Source organism: Leisingera sp. CC-HEC096 (genome assembly GCF_059429235.1).
Genome location: NZ_JCAIJS010000001.1, coordinates 808,219 through 827,156, shown reverse-complemented (window position 1 = coordinate 827,156; position 18,938 = coordinate 808,219). Strand labels below are relative to the sequence as shown.

Annotated in this window: 15 protein-coding genes; 4 read left to right on the top strand and 11 right to left on the bottom strand. The window is 63.8% G+C overall.

Annotated features, from left to right (window positions below):
• The first annotated feature begins 137 nt into the window (after nt 1-137).
• Nucleotides 138-845, top strand: a complete 708-nt coding sequence (gene lexA, locus AC5STI_RS04130) for a transcriptional repressor LexA (protein WP_495445685.1) — start codon at nt 138-140, stop codon at nt 843-845.
• Here lexA and AC5STI_RS04125 read toward each other — a convergent pair.
• Nucleotides 839-2,911, bottom strand: coding sequence for a ComEC/Rec2 family competence protein (locus AC5STI_RS04125; protein ID WP_495445684.1), 2,073 nt, complete (start codon nt 2,909-2,911; stop codon nt 839-841). The two genes, lexA and AC5STI_RS04125, sit on opposite strands and share 7 nt — an antisense overlap.
• Before the next feature lie 79 nt (nt 2,912-2,990).
• Here AC5STI_RS04125 and gltX point away from each other — a divergent pair, with 79 nt between their 5' ends.
• The 3 genes from gltX to AC5STI_RS04110 all read left to right on the top strand — a co-directional run bounded on the left by gltX (nt 2,991) and on the right by AC5STI_RS04110 (nt 7,014).
• Nucleotides 2,991-4,391: a glutamate--tRNA ligase gene (gene gltX, locus AC5STI_RS04120; RefSeq protein ID WP_495445683.1), complete on the top strand. Its 1,401-nt coding sequence runs from the start codon at nt 2,991-2,993 to the stop codon at nt 4,389-4,391.
• A 126-nt stretch (nt 4,392-4,517) separates the two neighbouring features.
• The gene (locus AC5STI_RS04115) at nt 4,518-5,813 is read left to right on the top strand and encodes a citrate synthase (RefSeq protein WP_027237699.1); all 1,296 of its coding nucleotides are present in this window, start codon (nt 4,518-4,520) and stop codon (nt 5,811-5,813) included.
• 307 nt (nt 5,814-6,120) lie between these two features.
• Nucleotides 6,121-7,014, top strand: coding sequence for a calcium-binding protein (locus tag AC5STI_RS04110; RefSeq protein WP_495445681.1), 894 nt, complete (start codon nt 6,121-6,123; stop codon nt 7,012-7,014).
• Between the two features lie 7 nt (nt 7,015-7,021).
• Here AC5STI_RS04110 and AC5STI_RS04105 read toward each other — a convergent pair whose 3' ends face one another.
• The 10 genes from AC5STI_RS04105 to AC5STI_RS04060 all read right to left on the bottom strand — a co-directional run bounded on the left by AC5STI_RS04105 (nt 7,022) and on the right by AC5STI_RS04060 (nt 18,781).
• Entirely contained in the window at nt 7,022-7,798 is a 777-nt protein-coding gene (locus AC5STI_RS04105) for an enoyl-CoA hydratase-related protein (RefSeq protein ID WP_495445680.1), read from the bottom strand.
• A 102-nt stretch (nt 7,799-7,900) separates the two neighbouring features.
• A complete protein-coding gene (locus AC5STI_RS04100; protein WP_475051948.1) occupies nt 7,901-8,383 on the bottom strand; it encodes a cytochrome c-type biogenesis protein in 483 nt (160 codons plus the stop codon).
• Nucleotides 8,380-10,344, bottom strand: coding sequence for a heme lyase CcmF/NrfE family subunit (locus tag AC5STI_RS04095; RefSeq protein WP_495445679.1), 1,965 nt, complete (start codon nt 10,342-10,344; stop codon nt 8,380-8,382). The genes AC5STI_RS04100 and AC5STI_RS04095 overlap by 4 nt, the downstream gene beginning before the upstream one ends.
• A 78-nt stretch (nt 10,345-10,422) precedes the next feature.
• Complete coding sequence (locus AC5STI_RS04090) at nt 10,423-10,998, bottom strand: holin family protein (RefSeq protein WP_495445678.1); 576 nt, start codon at nt 10,996-10,998, stop codon at nt 10,423-10,425.
• Nucleotides 10,989-11,600, bottom strand: coding sequence for a holin-associated N-acetylmuramidase (locus tag AC5STI_RS04085; protein ID WP_495445677.1), 612 nt, complete (start codon nt 11,598-11,600; stop codon nt 10,989-10,991). The genes AC5STI_RS04090 and AC5STI_RS04085 overlap by 10 nt, the downstream gene beginning before the upstream one ends.
• Before the next feature lie 172 nt (nt 11,601-11,772).
• A complete protein-coding gene (gene ccmE / locus AC5STI_RS04080; protein ID WP_475051941.1) occupies nt 11,773-12,216 on the bottom strand; it encodes a cytochrome c maturation protein CcmE in 444 nt (147 codons plus the stop codon).
• 39 nt (nt 12,217-12,255) lie between these two features.
• The gene (gene argC / locus AC5STI_RS04075) at nt 12,256-13,284 is read right to left on the bottom strand and encodes an N-acetyl-gamma-glutamyl-phosphate reductase (RefSeq protein WP_495445676.1); all 1,029 of its coding nucleotides are present in this window, start codon (nt 13,282-13,284) and stop codon (nt 12,256-12,258) included.
• A 114-nt stretch (nt 13,285-13,398) separates the two neighbouring features.
• Nucleotides 13,399-14,208, bottom strand: a complete 810-nt coding sequence (locus AC5STI_RS04070; RefSeq protein WP_475051936.1) for a glutamate racemase — start codon at nt 14,206-14,208, stop codon at nt 13,399-13,401.
• A 9-nt stretch (nt 14,209-14,217) separates the two neighbouring features.
• Nucleotides 14,218-15,096, bottom strand: coding sequence for a lysophospholipid acyltransferase family protein (locus AC5STI_RS04065; protein ID WP_495445675.1), 879 nt, complete (start codon nt 15,094-15,096; stop codon nt 14,218-14,220).
• Nucleotides 15,097-15,361: 265 nt separating this feature from the next.
• A complete protein-coding gene (locus tag AC5STI_RS04060; protein WP_495445674.1) occupies nt 15,362-18,781 on the bottom strand; it encodes an indolepyruvate ferredoxin oxidoreductase family protein in 3,420 nt (1,139 codons plus the stop codon).
• Nucleotides 18,782-18,938 lie beyond the last annotated feature (157 nt).

Genomic DNA, 18,938 nt, shown 5'->3' with positions numbered 1-18,938 from the left:
CAAAAATACTCCACCTAAAAGAACGCGCCTCCCGCGCGTCCATAATCCGCCACAACCGCAAGCCGCCATGTTGACACAAAACGTGAACATGCGTAGAACAAAAGAAAACATCTACAAGAGGCGCGGAGGGAGCGGCGATGCTCACGAAAAAACAGCTGGATTTGCTGGAATTCATTCACAAACGCCTGCAGCGGGACGGTGTTCCGCCCAGTTTTGACGAGATGAAGGAGGCGCTGGATCTGCGCTCCAAATCCGGCATCCACCGGTTGATCACCGCCCTGGAAGAACGCGGCTTCATCCGCCGCCTCGCCCACCGCGCCCGCGCCATTGAGATCCTGCGGCTGCCCGAAAGCCTGGGTGGCACGCCAGAGCCGCATGGCTTTGCACCCGCTGTGATCGAAGGCGGCCAGAGCGGCCAGCGTACTGCCGCAGCTGCGGCCCCCGACCCCATGCGTCAGGCCGCGGTCGAGCTGCCGGTCATGGGCCGCATCGCGGCCGGTGTTCCGATTGAAGCGATCAGCCAGGTCTCGCACCAGGTGGCGGTGCCGGGCGGCATGATTGCCCCCAACGGCCAGCACTTTGCGCTGGAGGTCAAGGGCGATTCGATGATCGAGGCCGGCATCAACAATGGCGACATCGTGGTTATCCGCGAGACCAGCTCTGCCGACAACGGAGACATCGTGGTGGCACTGGTCGAAGGCCAGGAAGCCACTTTGAAGTATTATCACCGCCAGGGCGGAATGATTGCGCTGGAGGCCGCGAACCCGGTCTATGAAACCCGGCGCTACCCCGAGGACCAGGTGCAGGTTCAGGGCCGCCTCGTCGGACTGATCCGCACCTACTGACCCTGCGCTGCCACCGCGAGCAGCCGCCGCAGGCGCCGGATCTCCGGCCCCTCCGGCTTCCACCCGCTCCACAGGCGCGCTCCGGTCGTTTCGCGGGCAGTCAGCAGCCGCCCGTCGGACTGGACCGCGATGCTGCCGGTCTGCCGCAAATCCTCGGGCGTCAGCAGCAAGCAGTCGCCAAGCGGCACGCGAGCGACGTTGGAGACGATGATATCGCCCTTTTTACAAGGGCTTGCCTGCAGCAGTTTACGCTTTCCCGGTGCGTGAACCAAGCGGTATCCCGCAGCTTTCCAAACAGGCAATCCCATGTCCGCCGCGCGCCACCGCGCAGCTGCCTCGGTCTGGCTGGCTGCATCGCCATCGTTTTCCAGCCAGATCTTTGCCGTGAACGCCTGCCCCTTGGCCCGCGACAACGCACGGCCCTCGGTTTCCATTACTCCGATCAGCCCGCCGGATCCGGCGATGATTACCGCGGGCCGCTCCGCCCCGCTCCAAACCCACAGCGCTGCAGCCGCTGGCAACAGGCCAGCGAGCCGGAGCCTCCCCTGCCAGATCACCGCGAATACCATGCCCGACGCAAACAGCGGCAGCACCGCGCCGCCCGGGGCCGCCACATGGGACACGGCCCCCTCAAACCCCGACACGGTTTGCGCGACGCTCAGGATCCAGTCCATGCCCCAGCGCATCACCGTCAGCGCAATCCCTTCCAGCCCGATGGGCACCAGGCAAAGCGCCAGTACAGCCGCCGGAATGACCACAGTGCCCATAACCGGAACTGCCAGCACATTTGCAAGAAGACCGTAGTGAGGAAGGGTGTTGAAATGCGCGGCTGCAAAGGGCGCGGTTGCGGCACCTGCCACGGCGGAGGAAATCACCAGCGCCAGAACCGGCCGCAGCCAGCGCGGGCCCAACGGAACCTCCCCATCGCGCAGCGCGGCAAAAACTGCGACCAGCGCGGCCGTCGCGGCAAAGCTCATCTGGAAACCCGGGCTCAGCAGGCTTTCGGGACGCCGCAGCAATACGATCAATGCCGCCGCCGCCACCGCGCGCAAGGTGATCGCCCGCCGGTTCAGCAGCACCGCGCCCAGCATCACGGCGACCATGACAAAGGCCCGCTCCGTCGCCACATTGCCACCTGACAACATCAGATATCCTGCCCCGGCAGCCAAGGCGGCCAGCGCCGCCAGCTTCTTGACCGGCCAGCGCAGGGCAACCGGCGGCACCAGGCAAAACAGAACCCTCACGGCGGCAAAGACAAAGCCGGTGAGCAGCCCCATATGCAGACCGGAGATTGCCAGCAAATGCGCCAGGTTGCTTTGCCGCAGGGCTGTCAGGGTCTGCTCGCCGACACCGCTGCGGTCGCCGGCGGTGATGGCCGCGGCGAAACCGCCGGTTTCGCCCGGGATCCGCTCCTGCAGGTACCCTGCCATTGCGCGGCGCAGGCGCTCCACCGGGACACCATCTCCCGGCGCCTCCGCCAGCAAAACCGGTAATCTGGTATAGCCGAGGGCGCCCAGTTGTTTGAACCAGGCATGGCGGCGGAAGTCGAACCCGCCCGGCTCCGCCGGACCCTGGGGCGGCAGCAGATGCGCGGTTGTCATCACAATGGCGCCGGGCGGCGGAACAGTGTCCTGCCCCTTCAACGAAATCCTGACACGGACCGGTGTTTTCGCGGGAGACACACGGTCCAGCCGTACCTGGTCCAGGGTCAGCCGCAGCGCATCGGTCGGGGAGCGGTCCACCGACACCACCCGCCCCTCCACCGGGCCGTAATAGCGAAAGTCCAGAACCGGGGCCGCGACCCAATTCGCCCTGGCGCCCGCAAGGCACAGGCCCGCCGCCGTGAAGGCGGGCGCCCAGCATAGAAACGCCAGCGAACGCCGCTGCACGGCCACGCAGGCCAGCAGCATCGAAACCGCCGCGAAAGACGCATAAACCGCCCAGCCAGGTTCGCTTTTCAAATTGAAATAGGCCCCGATCCCGGCGCCCAGAAACACTGGAACCCAGGGGAACAAATGTCCCCGCTGCGCCTGCAGCAGGTCTGCGATGGCTGCGCTCAGCCGCATGCTTGCCCCCCGCCTTCTGGCCCGGTAGACAGGCGGAAACTCTATGCCTCCCATGGTTTCCAAAAGGTAAATCCCGCTCATGACCCAACCGGTTGTCACCCGTTTCGCGCCGTCTCCCACCGGCTTTCTGCACATTGGCGGCGCCCGCACCGCGCTGTTCAACTGGCTTTATGCCCGCGGCCGCGGCGGCAAGTTCCTGCTGCGGATCGAAGACACCGACCGCGAACGCTCCACGCCGGAGGCCACGGCGGCCATCCTTCAGGGCATGGAATGGCTGGGCCTGGATCACGACGGCGAGGTGATCAGCCAGTTCGAGCGCGCAGACCGCCATGCCGAGGTTGCCAAACAGCTGCTGGCGGAAGGCAAGGCCTACAAATGCTTTGCCACTCAGGAAGAAATCGCCGCCTTCCGCGAGCAGGCCAAGGCCGAGGGCAAGTCCACCCTCTACCGCTCGCCCTGGCGCGACGCTGATGAGGCCAGCCACCCGGACGCGCCCTATGTGATCCGCATCAAGGCGCCGCAGGATGGCGTCACTGTGATCAAGGATCAGGTGCAGGGCGATGTGACCATCCGCAACGACCAGCTGGACGACATGATCCTGCTGCGCTCGGACGGCACCCCTGTCTACATGCTGGCTGTAGTGGTGGATGACCATGACATGGGCGTCACCCATGTGATCCGCGGCGATGACCACCTCAACAACGCCGCCCGCCAGATGATGATTTACGAGGCGATGGGCTGGGACGTTCCGGTCTGGGCGCATATCCCGCTGATCCACGGGCCGGACGGCAAGAAACTCTCCAAACGCCACGGCGCGCTTGGCGCGCAGGAATACCAGGCGATGGGTTACCCGGCGGCCGGCATGCGCAACTATCTGGCGCGTCTCGGCTGGTCGCACGGCGATGACGAATTTTTTACAGACAGCCAGGCCAAAGAGTGGTTTAACTTTGACGGTATCGGCAAAAGCCCGGCCCGGTTCGACACCAAAAAGCTGGAGAACCTCTGCGGCCAGCATATTGCCGTTAGCGACGATGCCGCACTGCGGCAGGAAATCTGCGCATATCTGGCGGCTGCTGGAGAACCGGCCCTGACTGACGCGCAGTCACAAGGGCTGGAAGCTGCGATGTATTGCCTCAAGGACCGGGCCCGCACCTTCCCGGAACTGCTTGAAAAAGCGCATTTTATCCTTGCATCACGGCCTCTTGAACGGGATGCGAAGGCAGAAAAAGCGCTGTCTTCTGTATCCGATGGTATACTGGAAGAATTGACGCCGCAGTTGCAAAATGCTAGCTGGGTCCGTGACGATCTGGAGGCGCTTCTGAACGCATTTGCAGAAGCACATGATACCAAGTTCGGCAAACTGGCAGGCCCGTTGCGGGCTGTGCTTGCGGGCCGGGCGGTAACGCCTTCGGTGTTCGATATGATGCTGATTCTGGGCCGCGATGAAACCATCGCCCGGCTCAAAGACGCGACAGGCTGACTTCGGTCTTTACGCCCGGGTAAGCCTGTTTTGATAAGACAACCCCTGCGCGAAATCGCGCAGGCGCTGCCCCGCATGAAGACGCCCGAGCGGCAGCTTTCGTGCCTGTAACAGGAAGGGACATCCATGACCGAGACACAGAAATCTGCCACGCTCAGCCTGAATGGCGAAAATTACGAGCTGCCCATTTTCTCGCCAACGGCCGGGCCCGATGTCCTCGACATCCGTAAGCTCTATGCGCAGGCAGGTGTGTTTACCTATGACCCGGGCTTCACCTCCACCGCCAGCTGCGACAGCACCATCACCTATATTGATGGCGGCAAGGGCGAACTGCTGCACCGCGGCTACCCGATCGACCAGCTGGCGTCCAAGTCGCATTATCTGGAAGTCTGCTACCTGCTGCTGTACGGCGAACTGCCGACCGCCGCTCAGCTGGAGGATTTCGAGACCCGTGTGACCCGTCACACCATGGTGCATGAGCAGATGCACAACTTCTTCCGCGGGTTCCGCCGCGACGCGCACCCGATGGCGACCCTGGTGGGCGTGGTCGGCGCGATGTCGGCCTTCTATCACGACTCGCTGGACGTGACCGACCCGTGGCAGCGCGAAGTTGCTGCGATCCGTCTGATCGCCAAGCTGCCGACCATCGCGGCGATGGCCTATAAGTACTCCATCGGCCAGCCCTTCGTGTACCCGAAGAACGACCTGGATTACTCGGCCAACTTCCTGCACATGTGCTTCTCGGTTCCGGCCGAGGAATATCACGTGAACCCGATCCTGAGCCGCGCGATGGACCGGATCTTCATCCTGCACGCCGACCACGAGCAGAACGCTTCGACCTCGACCGTGCGCCTGGCGTCCTCCTCCGGTGCCAACCCGTTTGCCTGTATCGCTGCGGGCATCGCATGTCTCTGGGGCCCGGCACACGGCGGCGCCAACCAGGCCTGCCTGGAAATGCTCAAGGAAATCGGCTCCGTTGACCGCATTCCGGAATTCATCGAACGCGCCAAGGATAAGAACGACCCGTTCCGCCTGATGGGCTTTGGCCACCGCGTCTACAAGAACACCGACCCGCGCGCCAAGGTGCTGAAGCAATCCGCGGATGAGGTGCTGGAGCTGCTGGGCGTCGAAGACAACCCGCTGCTGCAAGTCGCCAAGGAGCTGGAGCGCACCGCGCTGCACGATGACTACTTCATCGAGAAGAAGCTGTTCCCGAACGTCGACTTCTACTCCGGCATCATCCTGGAGGCGATGGGCTTCCCGACCTCGATGTTCACCCCGATCTTTGCGCTGTCGCGCACCGTCGGCTGGATCTCGCAGTGGAAAGAAATGATCGCCGATCCGCAGAACAAGATCGGCCGCCCGCGCCAGCTGTACCTGGGCGAGACCCTGCGCGACTACGTCGACATTGAAAAGCGCTGATGGCTGCGCAGACAACCAGACAAACGCCCCGCACTTTGCGGGGCGTTTTTTATTTGCTGCCGATGCAAACAGCGGCCTTCTTCCCGCCTGCACTCCAAATCCCCATCTGCTGCGGCAGGCCAGAACGCGAAACAATCCGGGCGGTATCAGCTGACTGTTTCGTCGCGAATTTCAATATTTACGAGTATTTGACTAAAATCACTCAACTCTCTACCAAACTACTTAGTTTATTCCAATCCGGTGGTGCGCGTGCCCCGCGCGCGTCGTTACAGAACGTCACCCGCCGGGCGGCTACAGGATTGAATAGATGGAACTATTAATTTTGCTCGGTATCGGCCTGACCATAGGCGGTGTGGCTATGGCGGCGGACGATGATGATGACGGCGCCAGTGAACCGGACGCTACGGAACCGCCTCAAACCGAAGAGCCCGTAAGTACCATCACCACGTCTGATGCTGCAGATGACTTGACTGCCACTGACCAGGACGAAACCATTTTTGCCAGGGGCGGAGACGATATCGTCGAAGGCCGCGGCGGCGATGACCGCCTGTTTGGAATGGACGGCACCGACATTCTGGTTGGCGGCACCGGCGACGACTTTGTGCGGGGCGGCGCCGGCGATGACTATCTTATCGACAACGACGGATCGGACACTCTGCACGGGGATGCCGGCGATGACAGGATCATCTCAACCAGCGGTATCGACGGCGAAGGAATTGTCGGCTTTTCGCGTGGGGTGGCCGACGGGTCCATCACGGATATCAGTGGTCTCTCCGGGTTTGTAAACCCGGATACGGATGTTGACGGCGATGCAGACAGCGTCTCAGCCGGGTATGGCGATGATACCGTGATCGCGGGGGATGGCGACACCATCTCTCTTGGCGAAGGACGCGACACTCTGGTGGTTGGTGATTGGGTCGCGTCCAACGATGACCCCGTTATCGTGACTGATTTTGACCCCGCCGAAGACCTGCTGGTCTACTCCTGCAACGGCGACGGGCTGCCGCCCAGACTGTCGGTTCAGACCGTCGGCGACGGCAGCGGCGACGAAGGGCAAGGCTCTGCCCTGCTCTTTGCAGACAATGTATTCGTCGCACGGATCCAAGGCGCCGGCGGATTGCTGACGGTCAGCGATGTTTCCATCGTCGACCGTTCTTCCGGCGGGTCCTTTTTCTCCTGGCCGAGCGGCCCCGTCCCCTGAATGCCTGTCAGCGCCCCTCGAACTTTGCGGGGCGCTTTTCCATGAAGGCTGTGACACCTTCCAGGAAGTCGCGGGTTTTGCCGCATTCCCCTTGAAGATGCGCCTCTTCCGACAGCTGTTCCATCAGGCTGCGGCCCGTGCTTTCGCGCAGGGCGGATTTGGTGGCGGCAAAGGCCTTGCTGGGGCCTTGCGCCAGATAGGCGGCACGCTCACGCCAGCGGGCGTCGAACTCCGCATCCGGCACCGCTTCCCAGATCATGCCCCAATCGCTGGCCTGCTGCGCGCTGATACGGTCGGCAAACAACGCCGCACCCATCGCCTTGGCCATACCGATCTGGCGCGGCAGGAACCAGGTGCCGCCGGCATCGGGCATCAGGCCAATCTTGCTGAACGCCTGCATGAAAAACGCGCTTTCACTGGCGATCACCACATCCGCCGCCAGGGCCAGGCTGGCGCCGGCACCGGCTGCGGCTCCGTTGACCGCGGCCACGACAGGCACCGGGCAATTGTAGATCGCCTCAACCATCGGCAGGTATTCGTCGCGCAGCGTGCGCTCCAGATCCAGGTCGCCGCTGCTGGAGGCATCGCTCAGGTCCTGGCCGGAGCAGAACGCATCGCCCGCCCCCGTCAGCACCACCGCACGCGCTTCTGCCGACGCCATCCGCACCGCATGGGTGATTTCCGAGCGCATCAGGCTGGTCAGCGCGTTCTTGCGGCTGGCACGGTTCAGGGTGATGACCGCCAGCCCGTCCTCCAGCGTGAACAGGATTTCCTTGTAGTCCATAGGGTTGCCTCATAAAGCTTGCGTCCCGCCCAGCCGTGCGCAGCGGGCCCGTTTGACGCTATGGTGACGTAAAGCCTGCCCGCCGGAAAGGCAGACCCGGCGTCAATCCTTCAGGATTTTGCGAAGCCGTTCCTGTTCTTCCGCACTCAGGCTCTGCTCTGCGGCTTTCGGCGCCCGGGCCCGGCCGCGAACATAGAATACCGCAATCACCAGCGCCGCCAGCAGCATCAGCGGGCCCGCCGCCCACAGGAGCCAGTTGGCACCGCTGGTGGTAGGCCGCAGCAGCACGTACTCGCCATAACGGGCGACGATGAAATCCATCGCCTCACGGTCGCTGTCGCCGGCCACCAGCCGTTCCCGCACCAGCACCCGCAGGTCGCGGGCCAGTTCGGCGTTGGATTCATCAATGCTTTCATTGCGGCAGACCAGGCAGCGCAGGTCCTTGGACAGCTCCCGCGCACGCGCCTCCAGCGCCGGGTCCGCCAGGATCTCATCCGGCTCCACCGCCAGAGCGGGCGACGGGGTGACGGCAGCTGCCGCCATAAAACCCGCCAGGGCGACGATCAGAAAACGCATCCGTTTCATTCCGCAGGCACTCCGCTTGCCGGTGTCTTGCGCGCGCCCGCAGCCACGCGGAAGCGCCGGTCGCTGAGGCTCAGCAGCCCGCCGAGCGCCATCAGGATGGAGCCGGCCCAGATCCAGTTGGCAAAGGGCTTGATATAGGTGCGCATGGTCCAGCTGCCGTCGGCCTGCTGGTCGCCCAGCACCACATACAGATCCCGGGTTACCCGGTAGTCAATCGCGGCCTCCGTGGTCGGCATCTTGGCCACCGGATAATCGCGTTTCTCCGGGAACATCACCGCTTCGGGCCGGCCGTTTCGGGTGACTTCGACGCGTCCCTTGGTGGTGAAGTAGTTCGGCCCTTGCTCGCGGCTGACATCCTGCAGAACCAGCGTAAAGGCACCAACCTGAAACGGCTCGCCAATGCGGGCCACGCGGATATCCTCCTGTTCCCAGGCGGTCAGCCCGGCAACGGCAAAGATGGTGACGCCAAGGCCCGCGTGGGCCGTGGCCTTGCCCCAGTCCGCCCGCGGCAGCCGCAGCATCCGCTGCAAGCGGCCGGATTTGCCGCTGCGCATCCACAGATCCGTCAGCGCACCGAAGACCACCCAGGATCCCAGAAACAGCCCGACCGGCCCCAGCGCAGACCGCCCGGTCTGCATCGACCAGGCCAGAACGCCCAGCGAAACCGCCAGGACAAACACATAGCGCAGCTGCCAGGCGGTGCGCCCGATCCGGCCGCGCTTCCACGGCAGCATGGCGCCGACCGGCAGCAGCAAGCCCAGGACCACCATGAAGGGAGTGAAGGCTGAATTGAAGAACGGCGGGCCGACGCTCAGCTTCCGGTCCAGCAGCATCTCGGCCACGATCGGCCAGATGGTGCCGAAGAACACCACAAAGCAGCTGACCGCCAGCAGGATATTGTTCGCCACCAGCGCGCTTTCACGGCTGATCATGCCAAAAACGCCCTTGGCCTCCATCGCCTGCGCACGCGCCGCAAACAAGGTCAGCGCGCCGCCGGTGAAGAAGGCCAGGATGATCAGGATAAACACGCCCCGCTCCGGGTCGTTGGCAAAGGCATGGACGCTGGTGATCACGCCCGAGCGCACAATGAACGTACCGATCAGCGAGAAGCCGAAGGCCAGGATCGCCAGGAGGATGGTCCAGCTTTTCAGCGCCTCGCGCTTTTCCACCACGATGGCGGAGTGCAGCAGCGCTGCGGCCAGCAGCCAGGGCATAAAGGAGGCGTTCTCCACCGGGTCCCAGAACCAGAAACCGCCCCAGCCCAGTTCGTAATAGGCCCACCAGGATCCCAGCGCGATGCCGATGGTCAGGAAGATCCAGGCGGCCAGCGTCCACGGCCGCACCCAGCGGCCCCAGGCGGCATCCACCCGGCCCTCGATCAGGGCCGCGACGGCGAAGGAAAACGCCATGCTGAGGCCCACATAGCCGAGGTAGAGGAACGGCGGGTGGAACGCGAGGCCCGGGTCCTGCAGCAGCGGGTTCAGGTCCTGCCCGTCAAACGGCGGCACCGTCAGGCGCAGGAACGGGTTGGAGGTGAACAGGATGAAGGCAAAAAACGCCACCCCGATCGCCGCCTGCACCGCCAGCACCCGCGCCTTGAGCGTGGGCGGCAGCCCGCCGCCAAAGACCGAGGCCAGCGCGCCGAACAGGCTGACGATCAGCACCCACAACAGCATCGAGCCCTCGTGGTTCCCCCAGGTGCCGGAGATCTTGTACAGCATCGGCTTGGCCGAATGGCTGTTCAGCGTCACCAGCTTCAGCGAGAAGTCAGAGGTGATGAAGGCCCACATCAGCGCGCCAAAGGAAAACGCGGTGAACAGGAACTGCGCCTGCGCCGCAGGCTCTGCCACGGCCATCCAGCCGGGCCAGCGTTTCTGCGCGCCGATCAAGGGGATCACGGCCTGCACGATACCGATCATGAAGGCGAGGATAAGGGCAAAGTGGCCGAGCTCTGTAATCATGTTTTTTCCTATACGCCTGTCTGCCGGGGGGGCCAATGGCAAACGCCGCGCCATGCCGCCGCAGAGGGCAAAATGTGATCAGCCGCGGCGCGCTTTCCAGGCTTCCAGCGCTGGATTGTTCTCCGCCGCTGTGGCGTCCAGCCGGGCCGCCGCATCCGTGCGGGTGGCGGCGGCGTCAGGCGCATCCGCCCTGAGCCGCTCCAGCGCGGCGATGTTTTGCGCCACCTGCGGCACCCGCGCCATGCTGGCAGCCAGCCCCTGCTGAAACTCCTGGCTCTTCACCTGATGGCGGGCGCCGAAGTAAAAGGAGACGATGACGCCCAGCAGCCACCACAGCGGCTCTGGCACCAGCGCCAGCCCTTGCATTCTTGCAGCAAACCAAACCGGATCGCTGAGACAAGCGCCTAGCAGTGCAAGGGTCCCAAGCGCCAGCAGGGGCCGCGGCAGACGGTTCACCCCGTCCATGAACCGGTCAAAGCGGCTTTTGCCGCCATACTGAAACTCCGCCGCCAGCTGGCTCAGCGCAGCATTTTGCATGTCATGCGCGCGGGCGGCGCCGGCCTCCGCGTTTTCGCGAAAGACTTCAACGGTTTCCCGCAAGGCGTTGCGATGGCTGCCAAAAATCAATCCGATTATATCTGCAATCAGCCCCATGCCGCGGTCCTCCGCTGAAAGTCGCCGCGGCTCAGGTGGTAGACTGGTGAAATGAACTCTTCGGCCCGCTTGATCCAGCCGCCCTTGCTGCCTGCACGGGTGCGCGCATATTTGCGGCTGGCCGGGCGCCGGTCCGCCAGGCGGAAGTAATAATTTCGGCGCGCCACCCCATAGGCATCGCGCAAGGCCTCCGCGCCGACCTCCGTCGCCTGCGCCGCAGCGCCTGCGGTCTGGGGGCCTATGGCGCCATCAACCGCTACGGCATAGCCCATGTCGCGCAGCAGCCGCTGCAGGATGCGCACCGCGTTGCTGCCCGCGTTCACATACATGTCGAACACCGTCGCCTGCAGGCAGGGCGGCAGGCTGGCGATCCGCGGCGCCTCGAAATAATGGCGGATGAAGATGTCCACCGCCTGCGCCCGGCTCACTGCCTTCACGTCCTGAACATCCACGGCGCCATCGCCGGTCAGATCCAGCCCCAGCCGCCGCAGCGTGCCGATGGTCACACCGTGTTTGGTGGCCCCGCCGGGATCATCGGGATCATTCACAAACCCGCCTTCGCGCGCCACGATCTGTTGTGCAATTTCCTGAACGCTCTGCATGTCACCTCACCACTTCCAACCGGAACAGGATGCCGCAGAGGCGCTAACATCGGCTGAGGCCACCGCGCGCTGCCAGCGCAACACCCGGGTTCTGTTTGCTGGTGGGCCCGGAAAGAAAAAGCCCCGCAGGACTGCAGTCCTGCGGGGCCATTGTGTCAAAATCTTCCAGGGCTCAGGTTCCGGGTTCCTGATAAACCCCCTGCTCCTTCAGCGCGTCCATGACTTCCTTGGGCATGTAAGTCTCATCATGTTTCGCCAGGATTTCAGTGGCTTCAAAGACACCGTTCACGTATCGACCTGTGCCAACCATGCCCTGGTTCTCCTCGAACAGGTCAGGCAGAACGCCGGTGTAGGCGACGTTTACAGTCGCGCCGCCGTCCGTCACCGCAAAGCGCACGGTTTCGCCCTGGCCGCGCTGCAAGGAGCCTTCCGCCACCAGCCCGCCGATGCGGAACACCTCGGATGGCTTCGGAGGCTCTTCCATCACCTGGCTGGGCGAGCGGAAGTAGTTGATCCCGTCCCGCATCGCATAGCCGATCAGGGCGGTTGCCACGATCAGGGCCACCGCGGCAACCGCGATGACTTGGATCCGGCGCTGTTTCTTCAGGTTCTTCATGGTGTCCTCTATTCAGGCCCAACGAGCGCCGGCCCCTGATCAGGGGAACAGCGGCGCCATCATCAGACCTTGGGTTTCTTCCTCACCTAACATCAGGTTTGCGTTCTGCAAGGCCTGGCCGCTGCTTCCTTTTGTCAGGTTATCCAGTGCCGCAAAGACGATGGCACGGCCTTCGATCCGGTCCTGTGCCACGCCGATATGGCAGAAGTTGGAGCCGCGCACGTGATGGGTAGAGGGCGCCTCACCCAAGGGCAGCAGCTCAATGAACGGCTCATCAGCATAGGCCTCGGCAAAGGTATCATGAATCGCCTGCGCGTCGCCCTTCACATAGACGGTCGCCAGGATGCCGCGGTTCACCGGCAGCAGATGCGGGGTGAACTGCACCTTGACCGGGCGGCCTGCGATCTTGCTGAACTCCTGGTCGAATTCGCCCAGGTGCCGGTGGGTGCCGCCGATGGCATAGGCGTTGTAGCCCTCGCTCAGCTCGGCATGCAGCAGGTTTTCCTTGAGCGACCGGCCGGCGCCGGAGACGGCGCATTTCAGGTCCAGGATGATCTCGTCCAGGTCGATAACGCCGGCTTCGATCAGCGGCCGCAGGGCAAACTGGCCGGTTGCGGCGTTGCAGCCCGTGCCGGCCACCAGGCGCGCAGATTTGATGTCATCCCGGTAGAACTCGGTCAGGCCGTAAACAGCCTCTTCCTGCTGCTCCAGCGCAGCGTGCGGATTGCCGTACCACTTCTCGTATTCCGCCGGGTCGCGCAGCCGGAAATCCGCCGACAGATCCACGATCTTGAGGGTCTTGGGCAGCGCCGCGATCACCTCCTGGCTGGTCTTATGCGGCAGCGCGCAGAAGCAGAGGTCGATACCGGCAAAGTCGATCTCGTCGATCTTGCACAGCACCGGCAGCTCCATATGGCGCAGGTGCGGGAACACTTCGGCCATGGTCATACCGGCCTTACGGTCGGCGGACAGCGCCGCGATGTCGATGTTCGGGTGCTGCGCGATCAGCCGCACCAGTTCGGCGCCGGTGTAGCCGGAAGCGCCAAGGATAGCTACTTTATGGGTCATGTCAGACCTCGTCTTTCAAAATGATATGCCGGTTCCGCAGCCATCTGCGGAGAGAAATACGGGGAAAGGCGCCCGCGCACTTTGACCTGGAACAAGGTTCTGGACGGTCGGTGTTCAGGCCGCCTGAAAGGTGATTTCCCGTCGGAGAAACTGGGTCGCGCGGTCGCTGACACGGCCCGGGTTCCCGGTGGTGAAAAAGCCGCCACCGCCATTGCCGTACATGTCAGGATGGCGGGTCAGATAGTCTGCCAGGCTGTCCGCCACCAGATTGCCCTGGCTGAACACCTTGACCTCCGGCCCCAGCGCCTCCTGAAATGTCTGTTCCATCAGCGGGTAGTGGGTGCAGCCCAGAATCGCGGCCTCCGGATGCGGCATCTTGCGTTTCAGCGCATCAACGTGGGAACGCACCAGCGCCTCCGCCAGGATCATGTCGCCATCCTCGATCGCGTCGACAACGCCGCCGCAGGCCTGTGCCTCGACGTCTACACCAATGGCGCGGAACGCCAGTTCGCGCTGGAAGGCGCGGCTGGCGACGGTCGCCGGGGTGGCGAACAGCGCCACATGCTGCACCGCGACCTCACGCGGGGGCGAGTTGTCGCCCCACTGGCGCTCAGTCAGCGCTTCGATCAGCGGCACAAACACCCCCAGCACCCGCTTGCCCTTGGGCAGGCCGCCCTCCTGCATCCGGCGCAGCGCGGCAGCAGAAGCGGTGTTGCAGGCGAGGATCACCAGGTCGCAGCCCTTGTCCCACATACCGGCCACGGCCGTCTTGGTCAGCTGATAGACATCCTCGGCATCGCGCACACCATAGGGCGCGCGGGCGTTGTCGCCGTAGTACAGGAAATTCACATCCGGCAGCCGCTTTTGCGCTGCGTCAAGGACGGTCAGCCCGCCCAAGCCTGAATCAAAGATGCCAACAGCCATAAAGCTCTCTCACGCGCGGTGTTTCTCCTCGAACTCAAACCCATGCGCATAGGATTTGAGCGGTACCGGAGACAGGTCATACGTCGCTTTGCGCAGGAAATCCATCATTGCTTTTGTGTCTTTGGCCAGCGGGTCCAATACGTCGCGGCTAATCGGCTCGCCGATAGCGACCCTCACCGGGGTATCGACACGTTTGCGGAACTCCTTGATCAGCAGCCCCATCCGCAGCGTGACGTGCAAATGGCTGGCAATCTGGAAGAGGCGCGAGGTGTGGCCGTCGAAGAAAACCGGAACCACCACCGCATCCGATTTGGCCACCATCCGCGCGGTAAAGCCGCGCCAGCCCGGGTCCATCGGATGGTCAAAGGGCCGGGCCGCAGTGGACACAGTGCCGCCCGGGAAGATGCCGATGGCACCGCCCTGCCCCAGAAAGCTGAGCGCGTCCTTGCGGGTCTGCAGGTTGGTCTGCATGGCCTCCCGTGTCCCGGCGAAGTCCACTGGCAGGATCACCTTGCTCAGATCCTCCGCCTTGCGGAACACCTGATTTGCAAGAATGCGGAAGTCTCCACGCGTCTGGGACAGAATATGCCCCATCATCAGCCCGTCGAGGATCCCATAGGGGTGATTGGCAATCAGGATCACCGGCTTGTCCCGCGGAATGTTCTCCAGCGATCCTCTGGCCACCTCCAGCGACAGACCGTAGCGCTCCGCCATCACGCTCCAGAAGCTTCGGCCCGCGGCCACATCGCGTTCATATCCAGCCGCACGCCGGATCAGGCCGAGGCGCCCGGTGGAATTCTCCATCAGCCGGATCACCGCGCGGCCCGCGCGGGTGGAGGCCGAATGGGCATAGGAAATATCACGGGCAATATGGCGCTGCGCCTGCATCTGTGGCGGGTCTCCGTCTGGTGTCAGCGGCCAGATAAGGCCGGAGGCGCATTCTGCAATGGATGCGTAACAGGGGTGTGACGCTTTGCTGCAAGACCTGGCCGGGGTGCTTCCACGTGCCCTGGGGTGTCCAGATGCGCAAACGGCGCCGTGGAACGGCAAACGCCGCGCGTCAGCGCGGCGCCAGGCCCAACCGGGAGGGGCCATCCCAACGATGGTCCGGAGCGGGCGGGAGTGCCCCGCCCTGCCCCAATGCCGTTCAGCGTTATTCGGCCGCCTGTTTTACAGCCGTGCCGCCCTGGCGCAGGGCAGCCAGCAGATCTTCGCGGCGCTTCGCGGCCTTCTGTTCGTTTGCCAGTTTCACCGGTCCGAAGCCGCGGATCTGCAGCGGCAACTCGGCCAGCGCCACCAGCGGCTCCATGATCTCCGCACGGGCTTTGGGCAGCCATTCCTGCATGTCGGCCTCATACTGCTTGATCAGCGCCCGCTCCATCTTGCGCTCTTCGGTGTAGCCGAAGATGTCGAGCGGGGTGCCGCGCAGGGACTTCAGCTTGGCAAGCACCCGGAACCAGCGCTCCATCCCAGCACCAAACTTGCGCTTTTGCGGGCGCCCGTTCGGGTCCGTGCCCCCCAGCATCGGCGGCGCCAGGTGGTAGGAGAGCTTGAGGTCGCCCTCAAACTCCGCTTCCGCCTTGGCGCGGCTGTCCAGCAGCAGGCGGGCCACCTCGTATTCGTCCTTGTAGGACAACAGCTTGTGGTAGCCCTTTGCCACCGCCTCTTTCAGCGCGGGATCGCTGATGCCGTCCAGCAGCTTCGCATAGCGCTTGGCCAGCCCCTTGCCCTGATAGGCCACAAGGTGATCGGCGCGGAAGGCGATTTTTTCGTCCAGCGACTTGGGCTTTGCCACCACCTTGGGCTGGATCAGACGCGCCGCTTCTTCAGGGTGCAGCACCGCCCATCGGCCGATGTCGAAGGCGCGCTTGTTGCGCTCCACCGCGGCGCCGTTCATCTCGATCGCCTGCTCAATCGCCTCATGGCTGACCGGAATCAGGCCCTTCTGCCAGGCGCCGCCGAACACCATCATGTTCGAGAAGATCGAGTCGCCCATGGTCGCGCGCGCCAGCTCGGATGCGTCGAACAGGTCGAGACGGTCGCGCAGGCGGGCCTGCAGCGCCACCTCCAGCCGGTCGGTGGGAATGGCGAACTCGGTATTGCGGGTGAAATCGCCGGTGATGATCTCGTGGCTGTTCACCACTGCGCCGGTCTGGCCGGAGGTGGTCAGGCCCAGGGTCTTGGCGCCCGCGCTCACCACCAGATCGCCGCCGATCAGCGCATGCGCTTCGCCGGTGGCTACGCGGATGGCTGAGATGTCTTCCGGCTTATTGGCAATCCGGCAGTGGATGTGCACCGCGCCGCCCTTCTGGGCGAGACCGGCCATTTCCATCAGCCCGGCGCCCAGCCCGTCGATCTGCGCTGCCTGCGCCAGCACCGCACCGATGGTCACAACCCCGGTGCCGCCGACGCCGGTGATCACCACGTTATGGGTGCCGTCGATTGCCGGCAGCTCCGGTTTGGGCAGATGCGGCAGGTCGATATCGGCGGTTGCTTCCTTGCGGATCTTGGCGCCTTCCACCGTGACGAAGGACGGGCAGAAGCCGTTCAGGCAGGAGAAATCCTTGTTGCAGGACGACTGGTCAATGGCGCGTTTGCGGCCAAGTTCGGTGTCCTTGGGCACGATGGAGACGCAGTTCGACTGCACGCCGCAATCGCCGCAGCCTTCGCAGACGTCGGAGTTGATGAACACCCGCTGGTCCGGATCCGGGAACTGGCCCCGCTTGCGGCGGCGGCGCTTCTCGGCGGCACAGGTCTGGATGTAGATAATGGCAGAGACGCCCTCGATCTGTTCGAACTCGCGCTGGATCTTCATCATCTCGGCGCGTTCGTGCATCCGCATCCCAGTCGGGAACAGGGAGGCGTCCACGTCCTCCTTCTCGTCATAGACCACCGCAATGGTCTTGACGCCCATCGCCTTCAGCTCATGCGCGATCTGCTGCGCGGTCAGGCCGCCCTCGGCCTGCTGGCCGCCGGTCATCGCCACAGCGTCATTGTACAGGATCTTGTAGGTGATGTTGGTGCCTTCGGCCAATGCCGCCCGGATCGCCTGCACGCCGGAGTGGTTGTAGGTGCCGTCGCCCAGGTTCTGGAACACATGCTTGCGCTTGGAGAAGGGCGCCTCGCCCACCCAGTTGACGCCCTCGCCGCCCATATGGGTGAAGCCGGTGGTTTCCCGGTCCATCCACTGAACCATGAAATGGCAGCCAATGCCCGCATAGGCGCGGGAGCCCTCCGGCAGCTTGGTCGAGCTGTTGTGCGGGCAGCCGGAGCAGAAATAGGGCAGCCGGGTGGCGATTTCCTCGGCGTTGTCGGCTCGGCGGGCCTCTGCCAGGCTCTCCAGCCCGGCGCGTAGCGCCTCGGTGTCGCGGCCTTCCTCGATCAGGATGTTGCCGAGCTTCTCGGCGATCATGATCGGGTCGAGCGCATAGCGGGTCGGGAACAGCTCGTCCCGGTGCATGGAGCCGGCGCCGCCCTTGTACCAGCCATAGACGCGGCGGCCCTGGCGGGTGTCAAAGATCGCTTCCTTGATCTGGATCTCGATCAGCTTGCGCTTTTCCTCGACCACGACGATCAGGTCCAGGTCTTCGGCCCAGTCGTTGAAGCCTTTCATGTCCATCGGCCAGGTCTGGCCCACCTTGTAGGTGGTGATGCCCAGCCGCTCGGCCATGTTTTCGTCGATGTTCAACAGCTTGAGCGCATGCACCAGGTCGAGCCAGTTCTTGCCCGCGGCGACAAACCCGATCTTGGCGCCGGGCTTGCCCCACACGCGCTTGTCCATCTTGTTGGCATGGCTGAAGGCCTCGGCCGCAAAGCGCTTGTAGTCGATGATGCGGTCTTCCTGACGGAACCGGTCGTCATCCAAGCGGATGTTGAGGCCATCCGCCGGCATGTCGAACTCCGGCGTCACCATCTGCATCCGGTCCGGGCGGGCGTCCACGACCGAGGTCACCTCGATGGTGTCCTTCATGGTCTTGAGGCCGACCCACAGGCCCGAGAAGCGGCTGAGCGCATAGCCGTAGATACCGTAGTCCAGGATCTCCTGCACCCCCGCGGGGCTAACAATCGGCAGGTAGCAGTCCAGCAGCGACCATTCAGACTGGTGCAGCACGGTGGAGCTTTCGCCGGTGTGGTCGTCGCCCATCGCCAAGAGCACGCCGCCGTGCTTGGAGGTGCCGGCCATGTTGGCATGGCGCAGCGCGTCGCCGGAGCGGTCGACGCCCGGGCCCTTGCCGTACCACAGGCCAAAGACGCCGTCATACTTGCCTTCGCCGCGCACCTCAGCCTGCTGCGCGCCCCACAGTGCGGTGACCGCCAGATCCTCGTTCAGACCGTACTGAAAGGTGACATCCGCGGCTTTCAAGTGCTTTTCAGCGCGGCTCATCTGCAGGTCCACCGCACCCAGCGGCGAGCCGCGGTAGCCGGTGACCAGGCCGGCCGTGTTCAGGCCTGCTGCCGTGTCGCGCTGCTTCTGCATCAGCATCAGCCGCACCAGCGCCTGGGTGCCATTCAGCAGAACCGGCGATTTGGTCAGATCGTATTTATCATTGAGTGAGATCTTTTGCGTGCTCATCGTGGCCTCCTCAACCGGGATTAGCTTGCACATTCTGGCGCGCAGAATAGGTCATAATTGCTGACCTGAATAGCCGCTTTTTTTTCGTTTTCGCTCGCTTGCGCATCGAAAACTGATACATAACTAAGATTTCATATAGTCGGCCCCAAACGCACGG

Excerpts from the sequence above, each read along its gene's own strand:
- lexA (WP_495445685.1), top strand. The coding sequence starts at position 138 with ATGCTCACGAAAAAACAGCTGGATTTGCTGGAATTCATTCACAAACGC.
- AC5STI_RS04125 (WP_495445684.1), bottom strand. The coding sequence starts at position 2,911 with ATGCGGCTGAGCGCAGCCATCGCAGACCTGCTGCAGGCGCAGCGGGGA.
- gltX (WP_495445683.1), top strand. The coding sequence starts at position 2,991 with ATGACCCAACCGGTTGTCACCCGTTTCGCGCCGTCTCCCACCGGCTTT.
- AC5STI_RS04115 (WP_027237699.1), top strand. The coding sequence starts at position 4,518 with ATGACCGAGACACAGAAATCTGCCACGCTCAGCCTGAATGGCGAAAAT.
- AC5STI_RS04110 (WP_495445681.1), top strand. The coding sequence starts at position 6,121 with ATGGAACTATTAATTTTGCTCGGTATCGGCCTGACCATAGGCGGTGTG.
- AC5STI_RS04105 (WP_495445680.1), bottom strand. The coding sequence starts at position 7,798 with ATGGACTACAAGGAAATCCTGTTCACGCTGGAGGACGGGCTGGCGGTC.
- AC5STI_RS04100 (WP_475051948.1), bottom strand. The coding sequence starts at position 8,383 with ATGAAACGGATGCGTTTTCTGATCGTCGCCCTGGCGGGTTTTATGGCG.
- AC5STI_RS04095 (WP_495445679.1), bottom strand. The coding sequence starts at position 10,344 with ATGATTACAGAGCTCGGCCACTTTGCCCTTATCCTCGCCTTCATGATC.
- AC5STI_RS04090 (WP_495445678.1), bottom strand. The coding sequence starts at position 10,998 with ATGGGGCTGATTGCAGATATAATCGGATTGATTTTTGGCAGCCATCGC.
- AC5STI_RS04085 (WP_495445677.1), bottom strand. The coding sequence starts at position 11,600 with ATGCAGAGCGTTCAGGAAATTGCACAACAGATCGTGGCGCGCGAAGGC.
- ccmE (WP_475051941.1), bottom strand. The coding sequence starts at position 12,216 with ATGAAGAACCTGAAGAAACAGCGCCGGATCCAAGTCATCGCGGTTGCC.
- argC (WP_495445676.1), bottom strand. The coding sequence starts at position 13,284 with ATGACCCATAAAGTAGCTATCCTTGGCGCTTCCGGCTACACCGGCGCC.
- AC5STI_RS04070 (WP_475051936.1), bottom strand. The coding sequence starts at position 14,208 with ATGGCTGTTGGCATCTTTGATTCAGGCTTGGGCGGGCTGACCGTCCTT.
- AC5STI_RS04065 (WP_495445675.1), bottom strand. The coding sequence starts at position 15,096 with ATGCAGGCGCAGCGCCATATTGCCCGTGATATTTCCTATGCCCATTCG.
- AC5STI_RS04060 (WP_495445674.1), bottom strand. The coding sequence starts at position 18,781 with ATGAGCACGCAAAAGATCTCACTCAATGATAAATACGATCTGACCAAA.